We start from the raw sequence: 16945 nt of genomic DNA, 5'->3' as shown, positions 1-16945 counted from the left end.
CCATGGCAACGACGATCACATCCAGGAAGTCCAAGGGCTCCGAGCAGCAGACCGTTCCGGCAGGTCCGCTGCCGATCACCCAGGAAGCTCCGCGCCGGCGGCGACGCCCCGTGGTGGTGGGTGCCGGCCTGGCGCTGGCCGCCGTGGGCGCGCTCGTGGCGGTCTGGCAGGTCAACGAGGCCGGCAACCGGGTTGCTGTCATCGCGGTCGCCCACGGCATCAAGGCCGGCGAGGTCGTGAAGGCCAGTGACCTCGTGGCCGCCGAGGTCGCTCCCGACCCGGCCCTCGACCCGGTGCCGGTGGCTCGGAGCAAGGAGATCGTGGGCAAGACCGCGGCCTCCGATCTACCCAAGGGCACGCTGGTCACCGGAGCGTCGGTCAGCGAGGGCGCCAACGTGGCGAAGGGCCGCGACACCGTCGGGCTCCTGGCCAAGCCCGGCCAACTCCCGGCTCAGCCGCTGCGGACGGGCGATGCCGTCATGGTCGTCAACACCCCGCAGGACAACGCCGACCCGACGAAGAGCGGCCAGAAGCCGGCCACGCCGGACAGCCTCAGTGCCGTCGTCGTCGGTGTGTCCGCTCCCGACGCGAACGGGGCGCAGGTCGTCGACGTGGCCGTCGCCCCCACGGACAGCGCCCCGCTGGCGACCTGGGCCGCTCGCGGCAGCGTCGCCATCGTGCTGAAAGCGAGGAACTGATGGCCGTCATCGCACTCGTATCGGGAAAGTCGTCCGGGGTCACCTGCTCGGCGCTCGCCTTGGCCTTGGCCTCTCCCAGGCCATCCCTGCTCGTCGAGGCAGACCCCGCCGGCGGGACGGTCCGGGCCGGGTACCTCGGCGGCGAGGGCAGCGCGGCCGTCGGCATGCACCGGCTGGCCGCCGCCGACCGGCAGGGAACCCTGCCCAGGGAGTTCGCCAAGCACTTCGTGAGCCTGGACCGGGACCTCACCGGCAACCGGATGCTGCTCCCGGGCCTGACCGATCCCTCGCAGGCTCCCTCGCTCACGCGGACCTGGGACCAGATCGCCACGCTGCTGGACGTCATGGACCAGAGCGGCTACGACGTGATCATCGACGCCGGACGGCTCGTCCCGGAGTCCGAGACCCGCCTGAGCACGACCGCTTACCCGACGCCGCTGCTACGCCGCGCCGACGCTGTCCTGCTCGTCGTACGTACCACGCAGGCGTCGATCACGTCTGCCGCGCCTGCCGTGCGGATCCTGCGTGAGGAGCTCTCCCACAACGGCACCGGGGCCGACGCCCTTGGCCTCCTCCTCATCGAGGAGGGCTCCTTCTCCTCCAGCAACGTGCAGCAGGAACTGCAGACTCCGGTCATCGGCATGCTCGCCTGGGACCCCGACACCGCCGACGTCTTCACCCACGGCAACTTCAAGCGGACGCCGAAGGCCTTGCTGCGCTCGGCCCGGACCGCGCACGGCCCCATCAACGAACTCGTCACCCGCCGCAGGATCCAGCTGCGGCCGGCCGCCATGCCCGCGGTGGCAGGGAGGGCCTCATGACCGCCACGCGTCCCGAATCCGCAGCGATTTCCGACCTTGAGCACCGGTTCACCCAGGCGCTGAACCAGACGCCCGCTCCGGCGCCGAAGCTCACCGCCGTGCCCGGTCACGCCGCCACGGCCACGAGCATTCCCGTGCCCGCCGCGTCGCCGCTGGACGGATCCACGCCCGGCACTCTGCCCGTCGGGCACGAGGTGATCACCGAACTCCGTGGCCGGGCCAGTGTCCGGATCGGCGAGGCCGCCGCAGCCGAGCCCGGGATGACCGACCAGGACCGCCGCCAGCGCGGCCGGTCGATCATCAACGAGGTCGTCTCCCAGTGGGCAACGAAGTACGCCGCCACGGCCACGCCGCTGACGTCCGCCCAGGAGGCCCAGCTCAAGAAGGCCGTGTTCGACGAGCTGTTCAGGGCAGGCCGGCTCCAGCCGCTGCTGGACAACCCGAACGTCGAGAACATCATCATCAACGGGAGCCAGGTCCGCGTCGACTACGCCGACCGACCCACCCGGAAGTGGGATCCCGTCGCGGCCAGCGACAAGGACCTCATCGCGCTGATCAACCACATCAGCCGCATGCAGGGGCAGGGCGAGAGGGCCCTCACCCCGGCCACGCCGAACCTGAACATGAGGATGGCCGACGGGTCCCGTCTGGCGGCCTCCGCCTGGGTCACTCCCAGCCCGCAGGTCGTCATCCGCCGCCACCGCACGCGCGGGCAGGGCCTGGACGACCTCGTGCGCTGGGGCACCATCGACACCACCCTCGCCCACTTTCTGCGCGCGGCCGTCAAGGCCCGTCAGAACATCGTCGTCGTCGGATCCCAGGGCGTTGGAAAAACGTCACTGCTCCGTGCAATGGCCCGCGAGATCCCCCGCAACGAACGAGTCGGCACGCTCGAGAGCGAGTACGAGCTCTATCTCCACGAGGACCCCGAGGGCCCGGAAGTCGTCGCCTACGAAGGGCGCGAGTCCAACGGTGAACGAGGTCCGGACGGCAAGCTCCAGGGCGAACTGACGCTGTCCGACCTGTTCCCGCAGCTGCTGCGCATGAGCCTGAGGCGGGTCCTGGTCGGCGAGGTCCGCTCCAAGGAAGTCGTACCCATGCTGCACGCCATGAACGAGGGCGAGGGCGGGAGCATGGCGACCCTCCACGCCCGCAGCCCGCAGCTGTCCATCGAGCGCCTGGCCACCCTCTGCCTGGAGGCCGGCATCGGCATGACCGAGGCCCTGGCCTACCGGCTCATCGCCCAGGCGATCAACCTGGTCGTCTACGTGCGCCTGGTCGACGAGACCGAACTCGTCGGCCCGGACGGCAAGACAGGACGAAAGCATCGCTTCGTCAGCCACGTCATGGAGATCACCGGCATCGGCGAGGGCGGCCGCCCGAGCCACCAGATGGTCTTCGCGCCCCGCGAGCAGGACGGCCACCGCGAAGCACGCGCCGTCCCGCACGGCAACATCTCCCAGGGCCGCCTCGAAGACATGGTCCGCGCCGGGCTGGACCGCAGCGTCCTGCACAACCGGTGGGGATCCTGGGGCGCGCCGCTGAACACGGTGATGCCGCTATGACGCTCACCCTCGGTGCCCTGCTCGCCGGCCTCGCCGGCCTGGCCGCGGTCGGCGGTCTCGCGCTGGCCGTCGCGGGCGGCGTCGGCTGGGCTCCCTCCACGACCGTGCGGCGCCGCAGCCGAACCGAACAGCGGATCCGCGCCTTCCTCGGCAAAGACCCGCGATCGAAGACCGCCTGGTGGGCGCAGGGCAGCTCGCGCCTGGGCGCGGCCGTCCTCGTCGGCATGGGCGTGTGGCTGTTCACGGGCTGGCCGATGGGCGGCCTGCTCACCGTCGCCGTCATCGTCGGCCTGCCCTGGCTGCTCAACACGAGCGGATCCGGCAAGGGCCAGATCGCCAAGCTCGAAGGGGTCGAGGAGTGGGTGCGGCGCATGTCCGACATCCACACCGTCGGCGTCAGCCTGGAGGCCTCGGTCCAGCGGAGCCTGGAGACGGTCCCGAAGGCCATCAAGGAGGACGTGACCCTGCTGGTGTCGCGGCTGACGGCCGGCTGGCTCCCCCAGGACGCCTACCGGGCGTTCGCCGATGACCTCAACGACGCCACCGTCGACGAAGTCGTCGCGCTGCTGATCCTGCACGTCGAGGACCGCGGCGCCGGTCTGAGCCGCGCCATGCGGGAACTCGCCGAAGCGCTGAGCCACGAGGTGCTGATGCGCCGCGAGGTGGAGGCCGACCGGCAGAAGCCGCGCACCAACGACCGCTGGGTGACGATCTTCTGCTTGCTCATCTTCGGGATGACGATGCTCTCCGGCGGATACGTCGAGCCGTACAACACGGTCACGGGCCAGGTCGTCCTGGTCGGCGTCGGGGTCGGATTCGTCCTGGTGAAGATCTGGATGCGGAAGATGGCCGTCATCGAGCCCGCCCCCAGGTTCCTCTCCTCCGCCGACCGCTCCGGCGCCGGCCTCAGCCTGGAGGAGTCCTCGTGATCCTCTCCCCGTACGCCGTCGTCGGCGGCGCCATCGCCGGTCTCGGCCTGGTGATCGCCGCCCGCGGCGTCATGCCCGGCCGGCCCGACCTCAAGGACGTGCTGGCGCGTATGGACGCCAGCCGCCTGGAGAACCTTGAGCGTCACCGGCACACAGGCACTCCCGACTCGCTGATGGAGAAGGCCGGCGCCGCCCTGCTGCGCATGGCCGGTGAGGGGACGCTGCGCGTTCCCCGTCAGCAGCTGGAACTCGTCGGCCGGTCCCCCGCCGCCCACCTGGGCCGCAAGATCGGGCTCGCGCTGTACGGGCTGCTTCTGCCCGTCCTGGCCGTGAGCCTGGCTACCGTCGCCGGCTTCCCGATCCCGTTCGCCATCCCGGCAATCGCCGGCCTCGCTCTGGCCGTGGTGTTCTGGCTGCTCCCGGACCTGCAGCTCAAGCAGCAGGCCACCGAGGCGCGCGAGGACTTCCGCCACGCCATCAAGGCCTACCTCCGCCTGGTCCAGCTGGAGCGAGCGGCGGACGCGGCGCCCACCCAGGCCCTGAAGAAGGCGGCGGAGGTGGGCGACGGCTGGGTGTTCGCGAAGATCCGCGACACCATCACCCGGGCCGAGCTCGAGGGCATCAGCCCCTGGGAGGGCCTCAAGCGGCTCTCCGTCGAGCTCGACGTCCCCGAGCTCGGCGCTCCCGCCGACATCATCGCCATCGCCGGTGAGGAGGGCGCGGCCGTCGGGGACACCCTCGGCGCCCAGGCGCGCTCCCTGTCCGGAGCACTCGTCACCGCGGCAAAAGCGCAGGCCAACACGGCCAGCGAAAAGATGGTCATGCCCGTGGCGATGCTCGTCCTGATCATGACCGTCTACATCGGCTATCCCGCGCTCTCGCGGATCATGGCCAGCTAACTCCCAGAACAGACAAGGAACTTCGCCATGCAGAAAGACTCGACCTTCGACTTCCTCAAGGTCTACTTCGGGGCCCGCCTGGAGAAGCTGCGTCAGGTCCGCGACGACCGCGGAGCGATCTCCATCGAGACGATGATGATCGTCGCCGGTCTCGTCGTCGTCGCGGCCATAGCCGCCGGTGTCATCCTCACCAAGGTCAACGAGAAGGCGAAAGAGATCAAGTGACCTGGCCCCGCAGGGCTGTCCGACGCTGGTCCCGCACGCTCGCCGACCGCGGCGCGCGGGACCGCGGCGCGATGAGCCTTGAAATGCTCATCGTCTTCCCCGCCATGCTGCTGATCATCCTGCTCGTCGTGCACGTCGGGCTGTGGTGGCATGCCCGCAACGTCGCGCTTTCGGCGGCGCAGCTGGGTGTGGAGTCCTCGCGGGTCCGCGGAGCATCGATCGGCGCCGGCACCGCGGAGGCCCGGGACTTCCTGTCCAGGGCGGGCGGCAGCATCTCCGACACTGCCGTGAGCGGCAGTAAGGGGGCGACGGTGCGGATCCGGGTGACCGGCTACGTCGACACCATGGTTCCCGGCCTCCGCCTCAAGATCGACCAGCACGCGGATGCCGCCGCCGAGCGCATCACGGAGGCGCGATGAAGACCCTCGTGCACCGGCTGCGGCACACACAGTGCGATCGCGGGGCGCTGTCGCTTGAGGCGATGGTGCTCTTTCCCGTACTGATCATGGTGCTGCTGCTCGTGGTGGCCGCCGGCCGCGTGACCTCATCCCACAACGCGGTCGACTCGGCCGCGCGCAACGCGGCCCGTGCCGCGTCCCTGGAACGCAACGGCGGGTCGGCGAGCAGCGCCGGCCAGGAGACGGCGCGCGAGGTCCTGGCCCAGCAGGGCCTGCAGTGCACGAGCACGTCGGTGTCCATCAGCACGGGCGGGTTCTCCGCGCGGATCGGTGAACCCGCCTCCACCACCGCCACGGTGACCTGTGTCGTAAATCTGTCCGATATTGCGCTGCCTGGGCTGCCTGGATCCAAAACCATGTCCAGTTCGTTCACCTCGCCGATCGACTCGTACCGCCAGCGCGGCTGACCAGGAAGAACGCATGAATCCCGCCCTCGCCCACCGCGTACGCCGCGCCTTGTCGAGTGACCGCGGCTCGATGAGCCTGTTCGTCCTCGTCACCATCGTGGCCCTGCTCGCCGTCGCCGCGCTCGTGGTCGACGGCGGCGGCAAACTGCGTGCCCGCACGCATGCCGAGGGCGTGGCCCACGAGGCGGCCAGGGCCGGCGGGCAGGCCGTCGACGCCGGGAAGGTCATCTCCGGCGGCGGTGTGAGCGTGGACCGCAATGCCGCGGTCGCCGCCGCGCGTTCCTACCTGAGCAACGCAGGCGTCACCGGATCGGTCAGCGTCAGCGAGGACGGGGGCTCCCTGGAGGTCACCGTCAACGAGCACTACCAGCCCGTCTTCCTCGGAAGCGGCGACTGGTCCGTCACCGGCCAAGGCCGCGCGAGCCTGGTCTACCGGGGGTAGCAGCAATGAACAACCGAAGCACCACCGCCACGATCCTGCGCGCGCTCCTCGCGCTGGTCGCCCTCGCCGTGCTCCTGGCCGGCGTGCCGTACGCGCTGCTCACCGTCGGAGTCCTGCCCGACCACCTGCCGAGCCTCGACGAAGTCGGCACGGCCCTGACCAGCCCAGACAGCGGGGCCCTGTTCCTCGGGGCGATCACGCTCATCGGCTGGTACGGGTATGGCACGTTCGTCATCTCCGTAGTCCTGGAGACGGCCGCGGCCCTGCGGCACCGTAGCGCACCACGCATCAGGCTCCTCGGCGGCTCCCAGCAACTCGCCGGCGCGCTCGTCGGCGGCATCCTGATTCTCCTGCCGACCGGGACCGCGTTCGCCTCGCCTGCGAGCGCCGCGCCGGTGGCCGCGGTCGCCTCGGCCGTCCCGCAGGCCTCCACGGCCCCGCAGACGTCGACCACGTCGACCACGTCGGCCACGTCGGCCAGCAGCGCCTATGACGGGCCGGTGCACCGCGTCGTGGCGGGCGACACCCTGTGGGACATCGCCGAGCAGCAGCTCGGCGGCGGGATCGAGTGGCACCGCATCATCGACGTCAACAAGGACGTCCCCCAGGCCGACGGCACGCTGATCACCGCGGACACCACGGATCTGCAGCCCGGCTGGGTTCTGCGGCTGCCCTCCGACGCCGCGCCGGCGGACCAGGCGGCGACCGGGCTGAAGACCCAGACCGCAGGCAGCACTTCAGTACAGGCCGACACCCACACCGTGCGGGCGGGCGAGACGCTGTCGTCCATCGCCAAGGACGTCCTCGGCGACGCCGACGAGTACCCGGAGATCGCTGAGATGAACCTGGGTGACGAGCAGTCGGACGGCCGGACCTTCACCGACCCCGACGACATCCACCCGGGATGGGAGCTGAAGGTACCCGCCGCCGGCGCGCACGGGGCGGAATCTCCCAGCGCTGAATCGGCGGCGCCGGAGACGGCCGTTCCCGCTCCCGAGAACGCGACGCCTCCGGCCCAGGCGCCCACCCGCGGACCGGACCAGGCCGCACCCGCGCCGGCCACGCCAGCGCCGCAGCAGCCGACCGCGGCGCAGACCCCTGCGGCCCCCACGGCCCAGGCACCCACGCCGGCCGAGCAGGCGCCGACGGCCGCCCCCGCCGAGCAGGCTCCTGCCTCCGACGGCCAAGACCAGGACATGCTGCGCACGGTCGCTGCGGCTGGAAGCATCACGGCGGCCGGGGTCCTCGCCGTCATCGCCGGGCGCCGCGCACTCCAGCAGCGCCGCCGCCGCCCGCGCCGCCGCATCCCCATTCCCGCCGGCCAGGCCGCCCAGTTCGAAAGCGATCTGCGGGCCGCCTCCGACCTGTCGGGGATCCAGCTCGTGGACCGGGCTCTGCGCACCCTCGCGGCGAACTGCGCCAAGACCGGCCAGCCTCTCCCCCAGCTCGAGGCCATCCGGATCACCTCCCGCGGGCTGGAGGTACACCTGGCGGCGCCGACTCCCCAGATCGCGCCGTTCAGCGAGATGGACGAGAACCCGGACCTCTGGTGGTGCCCGACTCGCCCCACCCGCCTCCTGGATGACGACAAGGCCCGGGACATCACGCCGCCCTACCCGGCGCTGGTCAGCCTCGGAGAGACCGACGAAGGCGAACCGGTCCTGGTCAACCTGGAGTCCATCGGGGCGCTACGCCTGAGCGGCACCGACGCGGATGTCCGCGCCGTCATGCTCGGCATGGCCGTCGAACTGGCCTCCTCCGGGCTGTCGGACGACACCACGGTGGTCCTCGCGGGCCTCGGCGCCGAACTCGCCGGGGTCTTCCCAGTCCGGGTCGAGCACCAGGAGGACCTGGGTCGGGCCCTTCCCGAGCTGCGGGCTCACGACGCCCTGCAGCGGGGTGCGCTGGACGCCGGGGAGTTCGATGGTCTCGACGACGCCCGCCTGGCCGACGGCGGCGGAGACACCTGGGTTCCCAAGGTCCTGATCTCGCCGCTGCAACCCTCGGTCGAGGAAGCCGACGATCTGACCGACTTGTTCGCCTCCCGCCCCAGGACCGCCAGCGCCCTGGTCGCCGGAGCCGGCAGCCAGCTGGCGGTCTCCGGAGCGTGGACTCTCCCTGCGGCGCCCGGCAGCGCGGTACAGCTTCCGGGCCTGGACCTCGCTGTCACGTTGCAGCGCCTGGAGGCGGCGGCGTATCTCCCGCTGATCGAGCTGCTGGCCACGGCCGACCGGACGGACGACGTCGCCGCTCCGGCCTGGACGCACGCTCCCGACGGCGCGCCCGCGCCGAACGGTCCGAGCCCGCTTGCCCCGAGGGGAGACTCGGCTCTCGCCCAGGACCAAGAAGAAGGCGACACCTCGGAGGAGGGCTCGCTCAACGATGCCGGCGACGAGCAGCCTGCCGCGGCGCCGACGGCCCCGTTGATGCAGGTCGCGGTCAGCCCGGTCAGCTCCTCCCTCGCCACCGCGGTACCCAGCTTCAGTGCCCTGGCCCCGTCCGTCACCGGCACGGTGACCGGTCGCGCAGAGGATCCCGCCGAGGAGGAGCCCGAAGCCGAGACCGCGCCGAGCGTGCGGCCGGTGTCCAAGGATCTCTTCGACGAGGCGCTCCAGGATGTCCTCGACGAGCAGGAGGACGTGCCCCCTACGGAGCAGACCGTGGAGGCCGACGATCAGGACGAGCCGGCCGATCTGGACGGCACAGCTGCCGGACAGTCCGACGAGGAGGACTCCGGCCTGTCCCCCGCCGCGCTGGGCCGGCCGGTGTCCGCGCAGTCCGCTTCCGAGACCGCGGCTCCGGTGCGCCCGGTTGCCCGGGTCACCGCGGTCACGTCCAGTGTCCTGGCCGCGCTGAACACCACGCCCGAGCCGCCGTCGGCCCCGCAGATCCGAGTCCTCGGCCCCGTCGACGTGATCAGCACGCTCGGCAAGGTCGAGAGCAACCGGCGCAACGGCCTCACCGAGATCGCCGCGTGGCTGGCCCTGCACCCGGGCAAGTCCCGCCACGAGCTCGACGAGGCCATCTGGCCCGGTCAACGAATTCGGGCCGACGACCGCAACACCAACGTGTCCAAGCTGCGGGCCTGGCTCGGCCGCGACCCCCTGCTGGCGGCCAGCGACCCGCACAGCGCCTACCTGCCGCCGATCGTCGGGGGCGTGTACAGCCTCCACGACGACGTCAGCACCGACTGGCAGCGGTTCCAGGAGTACTACCAGGAAGGAATGCACCGGACCGGCACGGACGCGGACACGGCGCTGGCCAGCGCCCTGGCGTTGGTACGTGGCCGCCCCTTCAGCGACATCAACCAGTCCAAGTACTGCTGGGCCGAGTACGACATCCAAGAGATGATCTCGGCGACCGTGGACGTCGCGCACGAGCTCGCCACCCGGCGTCTGGCCGCGCGCGACTACCGTGCCGCGCTCGCGGCGGCCTCCCGGGGCTTGATCTGCGACCAGATGAGCGAGCTGCTGTACCGCGACCTGTTCACCATCTACAGCGAGACCGGCGACCGCCAGGGGCTGGACCGCACGGCCCATCAGCTGTCACGCATCGCTATCGAAAGTGGGTACGATTCCGCGCCCGAGACGGTTTCCTTGATCAACGCGCTGATGGACGCGAACCGCATCGCGTCCGCCTGATCTGGGCTGGCCCTCCCGCGAAGCTGAGCACACAGCTTCCGGGAGGGCATCCGCCCAACCTCGGTCTCCCCACTCACCGTTGGGTCTCCCGGCGGTCTCCGCAGGCCACCGAAAATCGCGGTGATCACTTCGTCATGTCCCCTACCCTGCCGGACACCACCAGTCCCTCACGACGTGGAGTCCCTATGACGAGCAACCCCGCGGTACGCCCGGAGATCATCGACTTCTACACCCGGTCCGACGAGGCCACGCGGCTGCACGCCACCGCGACCGGCTCCCTGGAACTCGTACGCACCCGGGAGTTACTCCGCCGCCACCTCCCACCAGCGCCAGCCCGCGTACTTGACGTGGGTGGTGGCCCCGGAACCCACGCCCGTTGGCTCGCCGAGGACGGCTACACCGTGCACGTCGTGGACCCCGTACCCAAGCACGTCAGCCAGGCCGCCTCCCTCGACGGAGTGACGGCCGAGCTCGGCGACGCACGCCACCTCACGGCGGCAGCCGGCACGTACGACGTCGTGCTGCTCCTCGGCCCTCTCTACCATCTTCATGACAAGGCCGACCGGCTGTCCGCGCTGACCGAGGCGGCCCGCGTGGCCCGACCCGGCGGTCTCATCGCCGCCGCCGCGATCTCCCGCTACTCGCCTCTCCTGGACTACATCGCCACCACCGGCATCACCGAGCCCGCCATCCAGGACGGGGTACGCGACACCCTCGACCAGGGCCGCTACGCCGGACAGCGCGGCTTTACCGTCGCCTACTTCCAGACCTCCACCGAGCTCCGCGTCGAGGTCACGGAGGCCGGACTCACCGACCCCACGCTCTACGGAATCGAAGGACCCGGCTGGGTCGCGGTCAAGGCCATCGAGAAGTACACCGACACCAACCTCTTGGGCACAGCGATGTACGACGCCGCGCTCGCTGCGGCGCGCCTCGCGGAACCGCACCCTGCGCTCACCGACGCCTCTGCCCACGTTCTTGCCATCGCCCGGACCTGACCGGTCTAGGGTGTCGCCCCATGACGATTCTGATCGTAGGTGGGTCCGGATTCTTGGGCGCCGAGCTGGTTCGGCAAGCAGTAGCGGCCGGGCACACGACAGCCGCGACCTACGCGACCAGGCCTGGGCGCACCCGGGCGGTCGCCTGGCACGCCCTCGATCTACTGGATCCCGGAGATGTGGAAGCGGTCGTGGCCGAGATCAGCCCTCGTGTCGTCGTCAACGCATCCAGCGGCAAGGCGGACTGGAAGATCACGGCCGAGGGACCTCTCCGCCTGGCGATCGCCGCGGCGAAGTCCGGGAGTCGCCTGATCCATGTCTCCAGCGACGCCGTGTTCTCCGGCGCTTCCCTCGTCCCCTACGACGAGTCCTGCCTGCCCGATCCCATCACCCCGTACGGTGCAGCGAAAGCGGCGGCGGAGAGCGGGGTCCTTCTCGTACATCCAGACACCGTGGTTGCCCGCACCTCGCTGATCATCGGCGACGGGCAGTCCGAACACGAGCGCGCTGTCCGCGAACTAGCCACCGGTACCCGCGTCGGCGTCCTGTTCACGGACGACATCCGGTGCCCAGTCCATGTGAGCGATTTGGCCGCAGGTCTCCTGGAACTGGCGTTGGGAGATGCAACCGGCATCCACCACCTCGGCGGAAGCCAGGCCCTGAGCCGTCACGAACTCGGCGTCCTCATCGCCAGGCGCGATGGACTCGACGAATCGCGACTGCCCACAGGCCTACGGGCCGACAGCACGCTTCCCGGGGCCCTCGACGTCCGCCTCGACAGCCGCGCAACCCAGCGCAAACTGCGCACCACGCTGCGCGGCGGCCGCCAGTTCCTCACCTCGGCGGCCTAAACGCCGGCGGCAAGCGGGACAGCGGCGGCGGCCCGGAGCTCGACCTCGCCCTCCTCCTTGCCCCGCACCCTGCGAAATGACTGAGCCCGGCAGGATTTCGTGGCTACTCGCTCTTCTTGGGTTTGGGAAGTTTCCAGCGGTCGGCCCGGTAGCGCGCCGGCTCGTTGTTGCCTGGCTTCGGCGGGTTGAGGGTACGGACCATGGCGCAGTCGGGGGTCAGGGTGAAAGTCACGTTCTGCCCGGTGACGGTGATGCACGTCGAGCCAATGGTCACGACGCCCCTGGTCGGGGCTCGCAGCAGCTTGTCGACGACCGCGCGGAGGGCCTCGTGACGCTGCTCCAGAGGGACCTCGCGGAAGAACGGGGAGTTGAGGGCGTCTGCGTGGAAGAGGACGTAGGGGCGGCGGCCGGCACGGCGGATCGTCGCCTCGTCGATGACGGGCCTCCGGGGATGCGGCAGAGGTACGGCCTGGCCATCCCAGTCGTACGCCTGATCAGCAGGCAGCAGGGGCCAGTCCGGTACAGGGAGGGCCGCCGTCCGGCGAGCCTCAGCCTCGGCGCGCTGCGTACGCATTAGCTCCTCGTGCGCGTCCTGCCGCCGCTTCTCCTCTTCCTGCCGTTGCTCCTTCAGTCGCTGGGCTTCAAGCTCTCGGCGTCGTCGATCTTCGAGCTGGCGCAGCAGGTCCTCGACCGGGATATGGGTCTCCTGATCGAACCAGGAAATGGGCGGCCCGAAGTACGCGACGACTCGCTGGCATCCGCTGTCCAGGATGAAGGTGTACGAGCCGTCGAGAGAGCCATCGTCCGAGCTGTCGGCCTTGTGGCTGCGTGCCCGGTAGCCCGACGGCTTCCGGGCGATCCTGCCGGTCTGCAAGACGCGCGCGAGGAGCTCCCGGATCTGCTGCTCGGCGGTCACGTCCGAGACAATGTGCGCAGCCACGTACGCACGCCGTGCACTCGGGGAGATCTCGGCTCGCTGCGCGAGTGCGCGCGCCTGCTCCGGGCCGAAGCGGTCGGCGGGGATCCACTGCGCCTCGGACCTCCCACCGGAACGGGGTGGTGAGTGCTGAGTCATGGACCGAGGGTAGCGGCCTCCCGGGCCCGCGTGCGTACAGGGTGTGGGCGGGCTCACGCTTCGCGCGGGGAGCCGAGCGTTTCTGCTCTGGTCCCGCGGTTCATGCTGGCCGGCGGTCCGTAACGGTTCAGCGGTGCCGCCCCGGCCCGCCAGACGCACCACTCCAGTTCAGGCCGCTCCGGCCTTGCTGTCCGACCTAGTTGGTACGGTGTAGTCGCGTACCTCCCTGTGCGTACCCGGCGCGGACCCACCTCCGGCCGAAGGTGAACCGTGCTGCCGCGCGGGAGGTGAGACCGGTTCGGCGCCGACGATCCGCAGCCCCTTGGTGCTTGTCGTGGTGGGACGCTCAGCAGCCCAGGGTCAGGAGACCTCTATGGCACATCCGCACAAGAAGAAGCCTCTCAGCAGCAACCGCCAGCAGATCGCCAAGGCTCTCCGTGACGCCACCGGTCTCACCTACCAGCAGGCTCTGCGCCGTGTCGAGGATGCCGCTGCGCGGGGAGTTCTGCCTGCCGTCCTCGACAAGGAGGGCCGGGCCGAAGCCGTGCGCTTGCTGAGCACCACCGAGCCGGCCACCGTGTCCGACCCGCCTTCCGGTTCCCGGGTCCCGGGGTCGTCGTCCGGCGCTTCGGATCTGGCGTCGCTCTTCCAGCGGGGAGGCTACGAGAAGACCATGGTCAGGTCCGACCCGCCCACCGCCGCGGACTTCGCCGCTGCCGCTGGGGTCCACAACTCGCGTGTCCTGCTCTTCGACTTGGATTCCCAGCCTTCGCTGTCCGGTCCTTGGCCCGCACCCGCGCTGGATCCCTTCGCGTACGAGCCGGTCGTCGTCGACGTGCCGCCGCTGGGGATGTACGACCCGTCTCTCGGCCTGACCGCCGCCGAGCAGGACGAGGTTCTGCGCCAGCTGCGGCCGCCCGCCGAAAGCTGACGCGGCAGCCGGGGCGCCCGTACCTGGCCTCGGTCAGGTGCTGGCCGGCGCCAGCCCTGCGGCGGTGACCTGCTGCATCTGCTCGGGGGTGAGCCGGTCCAGGCGTTTGCGCAAGTTGTTGATGAACTGGCCCACCTTCACCTCCTCGCCCGCGACCACGACCGTGTCCCGCTGGCGGATGGGTGCGTCGTCGCCGTGCTGGGCGCGGAAGGCGGCGACGGCGGCCAGGCCGTGGTCGAGCTGGCGCTGCTGGCGCAGTTCCCGGCCGGTCGGCGCCGGCTGGATCGGGGTGATGCTGATCTCCGTCAGCAGGCGGACCTGGTCGGGGTGGAGTTGGTCGAAGGCGATGCTCTGCTGGTAGATCCACTCGCCGAGGGGCTCGTTTTCGTCGGTGACGAAGTCGCGCGGGACGTCGTCGAGGTTGATGCTGGCCTCGCTGTAGCGGCGGGCGGTGATGTACTCGCGCTGCCAGGTGACCGGCCAGGCCGGGTTCCACCATTCGTACAGCTCGGCCAGCTGTGTCTCTACGGCATCGGGTGCCTGGCCCTTGGCAGCGCGCTGCCGAGCGTTGCGCCGGCAGTTGACCAGCCAGCGGCCGAACGCGTAGTCGCCGACGACCGCGTCCGCGGGTACAGCGAGGTGGCCGTGCTCTTGCACGTAGAGACGGGCGTGGGTCAGGCCCCGTTCGGCAGCCTGCTTGCGCAGGTCCCAGATCATGCCGATCGCGTCGAGTTCCTTGATCCGCTTCGGTTTCAGGCGGTGTGCGGCGTACATCTGGCGGGCGTAGTTGATCCACCGGCCGAGCGCGAGGCCGTTCTCGTCGTCGAAGAGCTGGGGTACGTCGAGGTGGCCGCGGGTAGCGAAGTACTGCTCGGCGGCGGCCAGGCCGCGCTGCCAGGCGGCGTCGCGCGGGTGGAGGACCCGTAGGCGCAGCGCCAGCGCGAGGGTGTCGTCGGGGAAGGCGCGGTCCATCAGGAGCCGTTGGTCCTGCTCCGGCTCGGGCTGGTCGGCCTCGTCTTCGTATTCGGTGCGGGTCTGCGGCACGGCCAGGCGGTCGGCGAGCCGGTCGTCGTGCGCCTTCAGCGCCTGGAGGACCTTCCACAGCGGCTTGTAGACGGGCGAGTCCAGAAGGTCGTTCGCGTCCTGGTGAGGGGCGACGAACAGCGGGACCAGGATGGTCGCCTTCTTCCCGGCGCCGGGGTGCTGCCGCAGCGCCCGGCCGATGGCCTGCACGGTGTCGACTACGCTGTCCTTGGTGTCGGCGAAGACGACGCAGTCGATCGAAGGAATGTTCACCCCCTCGCCCAGGAGGCGTGCGTTGGCGATCACGGTCCGCTCGGCCGGCGTACTGCCGTCCTCGGGCCGGCCGTCGAAGGTGTTCAGCAGGGAGCGGCGGAGATCGCTGGACTGGGTGCCGTCGATCCCGCGGGCCCACAGCTGTTCCGGGTCCGGGAAGACGGCCCCGGGGGCGGCGAGCGTGGCCAGGTGCCGGGCGGTGGCCTGGAAGGTGTCGGCGAAGTCGTGGGCGTCGGCGACGCGGTGGTGGAAGGTGACGACGCGGCGCAGGTCGAGCTGTTTCATGGCGCGCAGCACGGCGACCTGGAGGGCGGCGGCGCGGAGCTCGGCCTCGGCGGTCTTGTCGGGCAGGCCCAGGCGTGTGCGCAGTTCGGCTTCGTGGACTTCCAGGACGACGACGCGGTAGTCGGCCAGGAGCTGGAGGTCGATGGCCTCGGCCAGCGGGAGGCGGAAGGAGGTGTCGCCGTAGAGCTGGGTGTCGGCCATCGACGCGACGAGAGAGGGGTCCTCCGCGTCGCCGGCCGACCAGATCCGGGGAGTGGCGGTGTAGTAGGCGCGGTGGCCTGCGGGGATGAGCTCGTCGTCGTGGACGGCCGCCCATTCCTTGCCGATGAAGCCGCTGGTGCGGTGGGCTTCGTCGACGCTGATCAGAGCCCAGGGGCCGAGTTTGTGGTCGCGGTGGGCTTTGTGGATCTTGTTGAGGGACTGGTAGAGGGCGAAGACGGTGCCGTCGGGGTTGTCGTTGATCCAGGCGGCCAGGTAGCCGGGGCGGGTACTGGCGGGGACGTGTTCGCCGGGGACGATCGGGCGGCGGTGGCACATGGCCATGACGGGGCCGGTGTGTCCGGCCTCCCGCCATTCGGCGATGGTCTGGGCGAGGAGTTCGAGGGTGGGCAGCAGCACGAGCTGGTGGCCGTGGCGTACGACCTGCTGGGCGACGCGGGCCGCGATGACCGTCTTGCCGGTGCCGCAGGCGGAGACGACGGTGGTGCGGGTGCCGTGGCGCAGTGCCGTCGTCGCGCAGTGCACGGCGCGTGCCTGGTGCGAGCGCAGGCGCATGCGGCGCGGTGAGGCGGCGGTGGCGGTCACGGCGGGGTCGTCCTTTCGGAAGGAGGGTGGGCGGGCGCGGAGGTCAGTACTGGATGGTGAGGTAGTCGAGGTCGTCGAGGGTGACGGCCAGTCCGGGGGCGCGGGTGCCGCCGTCGGTGAAGTACACCTCGGCCAGACCGTCGGCGAGAATCTGTCCGAGCTCGTCCTCGCTCGCGCCGGCCTGCCGGGCGGTGAACAGCGACTGGGCGTACTCGGGGGGCAGGGTCCGGGTGATCCGGCGCTGACGGGGGTCGTTGGTCGTGCCGGGAGCCGCTGTGAACCCGAACTGGCCGCGCAGGGCGACTCGGATGCCGGTGATCGTGGCCGCCTTCTTCGCCCGGTCGGCACGGACCTTGGGCTGCCACAGCTGGCGGGTCAGGTCCTCGATCTTCCCCGCCATGTCCGCCTTGGGCTTCTTCACCTGGTCGTCCCGGTAGCGCTCGACGGTGCGCTGGTGGCAGCCGAGCTTCTCGGCGAGGAGCCGGGCGGCCTCGGCGGGGTTGTCGGTCTTCTCCTTGGACAGCAGGAACCGGACCCGGGCGCCGATGGACTTGGGCATCGGCTTGGAGACGGCGTTGGTGAACGCCGCGTCGAGCGAGTCCTCGATCTTGCCCATGGTG

General features: G+C 70.6%; 16 protein-coding genes. 13 read left to right on the top strand and 3 right to left on the bottom strand.

All coding sequences use genetic code 11. The features are described 5' to 3' along the window. Nucleotides 1–2 precede the first annotated feature (2 nt). The 12 genes from ACODT5_RS02940 to ACODT5_RS02885 all read left to right on the top strand — a co-directional run bounded on the left by ACODT5_RS02940 (nucleotide 3) and on the right by ACODT5_RS02885 (nucleotide 11934). The gene (locus ACODT5_RS02940) at nucleotides 3–698 is read left to right on the top strand and encodes an SAF domain-containing protein (protein ID WP_422517585.1); all 696 of its coding nucleotides are present in this window, start codon (nucleotides 3–5) and stop codon (nucleotides 696–698) included. Continuing rightward, entirely contained in the window at nucleotides 698–1519 is an 822-nt protein-coding gene (locus ACODT5_RS02935) for a CpaE/TadZ family protein (RefSeq protein ID WP_422517584.1), read from the top strand. The genes ACODT5_RS02940 and ACODT5_RS02935 overlap by 1 nt, the downstream gene beginning before the upstream one ends. Continuing rightward, the gene (locus tag ACODT5_RS02930; protein WP_422517583.1) at nucleotides 1516–3084 is read left to right on the top strand and encodes a TadA family conjugal transfer-associated ATPase; all 1569 of its coding nucleotides are present in this window, start codon (nucleotides 1516–1518) and stop codon (nucleotides 3082–3084) included. Before ACODT5_RS02935 ends, ACODT5_RS02930 begins: the two co-directional genes overlap by 4 nt. Further along, a complete protein-coding gene (locus ACODT5_RS02925; RefSeq protein ID WP_422517582.1) occupies nucleotides 3081–4013 on the top strand; it encodes a type II secretion system F family protein in 933 nt (310 codons plus the stop codon). The genes ACODT5_RS02930 and ACODT5_RS02925 overlap by 4 nt, the downstream gene beginning before the upstream one ends. Beyond that, the gene (locus tag ACODT5_RS02920; protein WP_422517581.1) at nucleotides 4010–4912 is read left to right on the top strand and encodes a type II secretion system F family protein; all 903 of its coding nucleotides are present in this window, start codon (nucleotides 4010–4012) and stop codon (nucleotides 4910–4912) included. Before ACODT5_RS02925 ends, ACODT5_RS02920 begins: the two co-directional genes overlap by 4 nt. 27 nt (nucleotides 4913–4939) lie before the next feature. Then, the gene (locus tag ACODT5_RS02915) at nucleotides 4940–5137 is read left to right on the top strand and encodes a hypothetical protein (RefSeq protein ID WP_422517580.1); all 198 of its coding nucleotides are present in this window, start codon (nucleotides 4940–4942) and stop codon (nucleotides 5135–5137) included. Next, nucleotides 5134–5556, top strand: coding sequence for a TadE/TadG family type IV pilus assembly protein (locus ACODT5_RS02910; RefSeq protein ID WP_422517579.1), 423 nt, complete (start codon nucleotides 5134–5136; stop codon nucleotides 5554–5556). Before ACODT5_RS02915 ends, ACODT5_RS02910 begins: the two co-directional genes overlap by 4 nt. After that, the gene (locus tag ACODT5_RS02905; protein ID WP_422517578.1) at nucleotides 5553–6002 is read left to right on the top strand and encodes a TadE/TadG family type IV pilus assembly protein; all 450 of its coding nucleotides are present in this window, start codon (nucleotides 5553–5555) and stop codon (nucleotides 6000–6002) included. The genes ACODT5_RS02910 and ACODT5_RS02905 overlap by 4 nt, the downstream gene beginning before the upstream one ends. Before the next feature lie 13 nt (nucleotides 6003–6015). Further along, on the top strand, nucleotides 6016–6444 hold the full coding sequence (locus tag ACODT5_RS02900; protein WP_422517577.1) for a pilus assembly protein TadG-related protein: 429 nt from the start codon (nucleotides 6016–6018) through the stop codon (nucleotides 6442–6444). 5 nt (nucleotides 6445–6449) lie between these two features. Beyond that, on the top strand, nucleotides 6450–10085 hold the full coding sequence (locus ACODT5_RS02895; protein WP_422517576.1) for a LysM peptidoglycan-binding domain-containing protein: 3636 nt from the start codon (nucleotides 6450–6452) through the stop codon (nucleotides 10083–10085). A 185-nt stretch (nucleotides 10086–10270) separates the two neighbouring features. After that, complete coding sequence (locus ACODT5_RS02890) at nucleotides 10271–11083, top strand: class I SAM-dependent methyltransferase (RefSeq protein WP_422517575.1); 813 nt, start codon at nucleotides 10271–10273, stop codon at nucleotides 11081–11083. Between the two features lie 20 nt (nucleotides 11084–11103). Continuing rightward, complete coding sequence (locus tag ACODT5_RS02885) at nucleotides 11104–11934, top strand: SDR family oxidoreductase (RefSeq protein WP_422517574.1); 831 nt, start codon at nucleotides 11104–11106, stop codon at nucleotides 11932–11934. 103 nt (nucleotides 11935–12037) lie between these two features. On the opposite strand, the gene ACODT5_RS02880 is transcribed toward ACODT5_RS02885, so the two are convergent. Beyond that, nucleotides 12038–12850 (bottom strand): hypothetical protein, encoded by an 813-nt coding sequence (locus tag ACODT5_RS02880; RefSeq protein WP_422517573.1) that lies wholly within the window; start codon nucleotides 12848–12850, stop codon nucleotides 12038–12040. Nucleotides 12851–13382: 532 nt separating this feature from the next. Between ACODT5_RS02880 and ACODT5_RS02875 the strand changes: the two genes are divergently transcribed. Further along, complete coding sequence (locus ACODT5_RS02875; RefSeq protein WP_422517572.1) at nucleotides 13383–13940, top strand: hypothetical protein; 558 nt, start codon at nucleotides 13383–13385, stop codon at nucleotides 13938–13940. A gap of 33 nt (nucleotides 13941–13973) precedes the next feature. Here the strand turns inward: ACODT5_RS02875 and ACODT5_RS02870 are convergent, their stop codons facing one another. Both ACODT5_RS02870 and tpg read right to left on the bottom strand, forming a co-directional pair. After that, nucleotides 13974–16325 (bottom strand): DEAD/DEAH box helicase, encoded by a 2352-nt coding sequence (locus ACODT5_RS02870; RefSeq protein ID WP_422517571.1) that lies wholly within the window; start codon nucleotides 16323–16325, stop codon nucleotides 13974–13976. A 43-nt stretch (nucleotides 16326–16368) separates the two neighbouring features. Next, nucleotides 16369–16941, bottom strand: coding sequence for a telomere-protecting terminal protein Tpg (gene tpg / locus ACODT5_RS02865; RefSeq protein WP_422517570.1), 573 nt, complete (start codon nucleotides 16939–16941; stop codon nucleotides 16369–16371). Nucleotides 16942–16945 lie beyond the last annotated feature (4 nt).

Source organism: Streptomyces tatrensis, assembly GCF_049310065.1.
Taxonomy (GTDB): Bacteria; Actinomycetota; Actinomycetes; order Streptomycetales; family Streptomycetaceae; genus Streptomyces.
This window is presented reverse-complemented; position numbering and strand designations above follow the sequence as displayed.

Bases quoted from the DNA above. Each gene is read 5' to 3' on its own strand.
- ACODT5_RS02940 (WP_422517585.1), top strand. From the start codon at position 3: ATGGCAACGACGATCACATCCAGGAAGTCCAAGGGCTCCGAGCAGCAG.
- ACODT5_RS02935 (WP_422517584.1), top strand. From the start codon at position 698: ATGGCCGTCATCGCACTCGTATCGGGAAAGTCGTCCGGGGTCACCTGC.
- ACODT5_RS02930 (WP_422517583.1), top strand. From the start codon at position 1,516: ATGACCGCCACGCGTCCCGAATCCGCAGCGATTTCCGACCTTGAGCAC.
- ACODT5_RS02925 (WP_422517582.1), top strand. From the start codon at position 3,081: ATGACGCTCACCCTCGGTGCCCTGCTCGCCGGCCTCGCCGGCCTGGCC.
- ACODT5_RS02915 (WP_422517580.1), top strand. From the start codon at position 4,940: ATGCAGAAAGACTCGACCTTCGACTTCCTCAAGGTCTACTTCGGGGCC.
- ACODT5_RS02905 (WP_422517578.1), top strand. From the start codon at position 5,553: ATGAAGACCCTCGTGCACCGGCTGCGGCACACACAGTGCGATCGCGGG.
- ACODT5_RS02900 (WP_422517577.1), top strand. From the start codon at position 6,016: ATGAATCCCGCCCTCGCCCACCGCGTACGCCGCGCCTTGTCGAGTGAC.
- ACODT5_RS02895 (WP_422517576.1), top strand. From the start codon at position 6,450: ATGAACAACCGAAGCACCACCGCCACGATCCTGCGCGCGCTCCTCGCG.
- ACODT5_RS02890 (WP_422517575.1), top strand. From the start codon at position 10,271: ATGACGAGCAACCCCGCGGTACGCCCGGAGATCATCGACTTCTACACC.
- ACODT5_RS02885 (WP_422517574.1), top strand. From the start codon at position 11,104: ATGACGATTCTGATCGTAGGTGGGTCCGGATTCTTGGGCGCCGAGCTG.
- ACODT5_RS02875 (WP_422517572.1), top strand. From the start codon at position 13,383: ATGGCACATCCGCACAAGAAGAAGCCTCTCAGCAGCAACCGCCAGCAG.
- tpg (WP_422517570.1), bottom strand. From the start codon at position 16,941: ATGGGCAAGATCGAGGACTCGCTCGACGCGGCGTTCACCAACGCCGTC.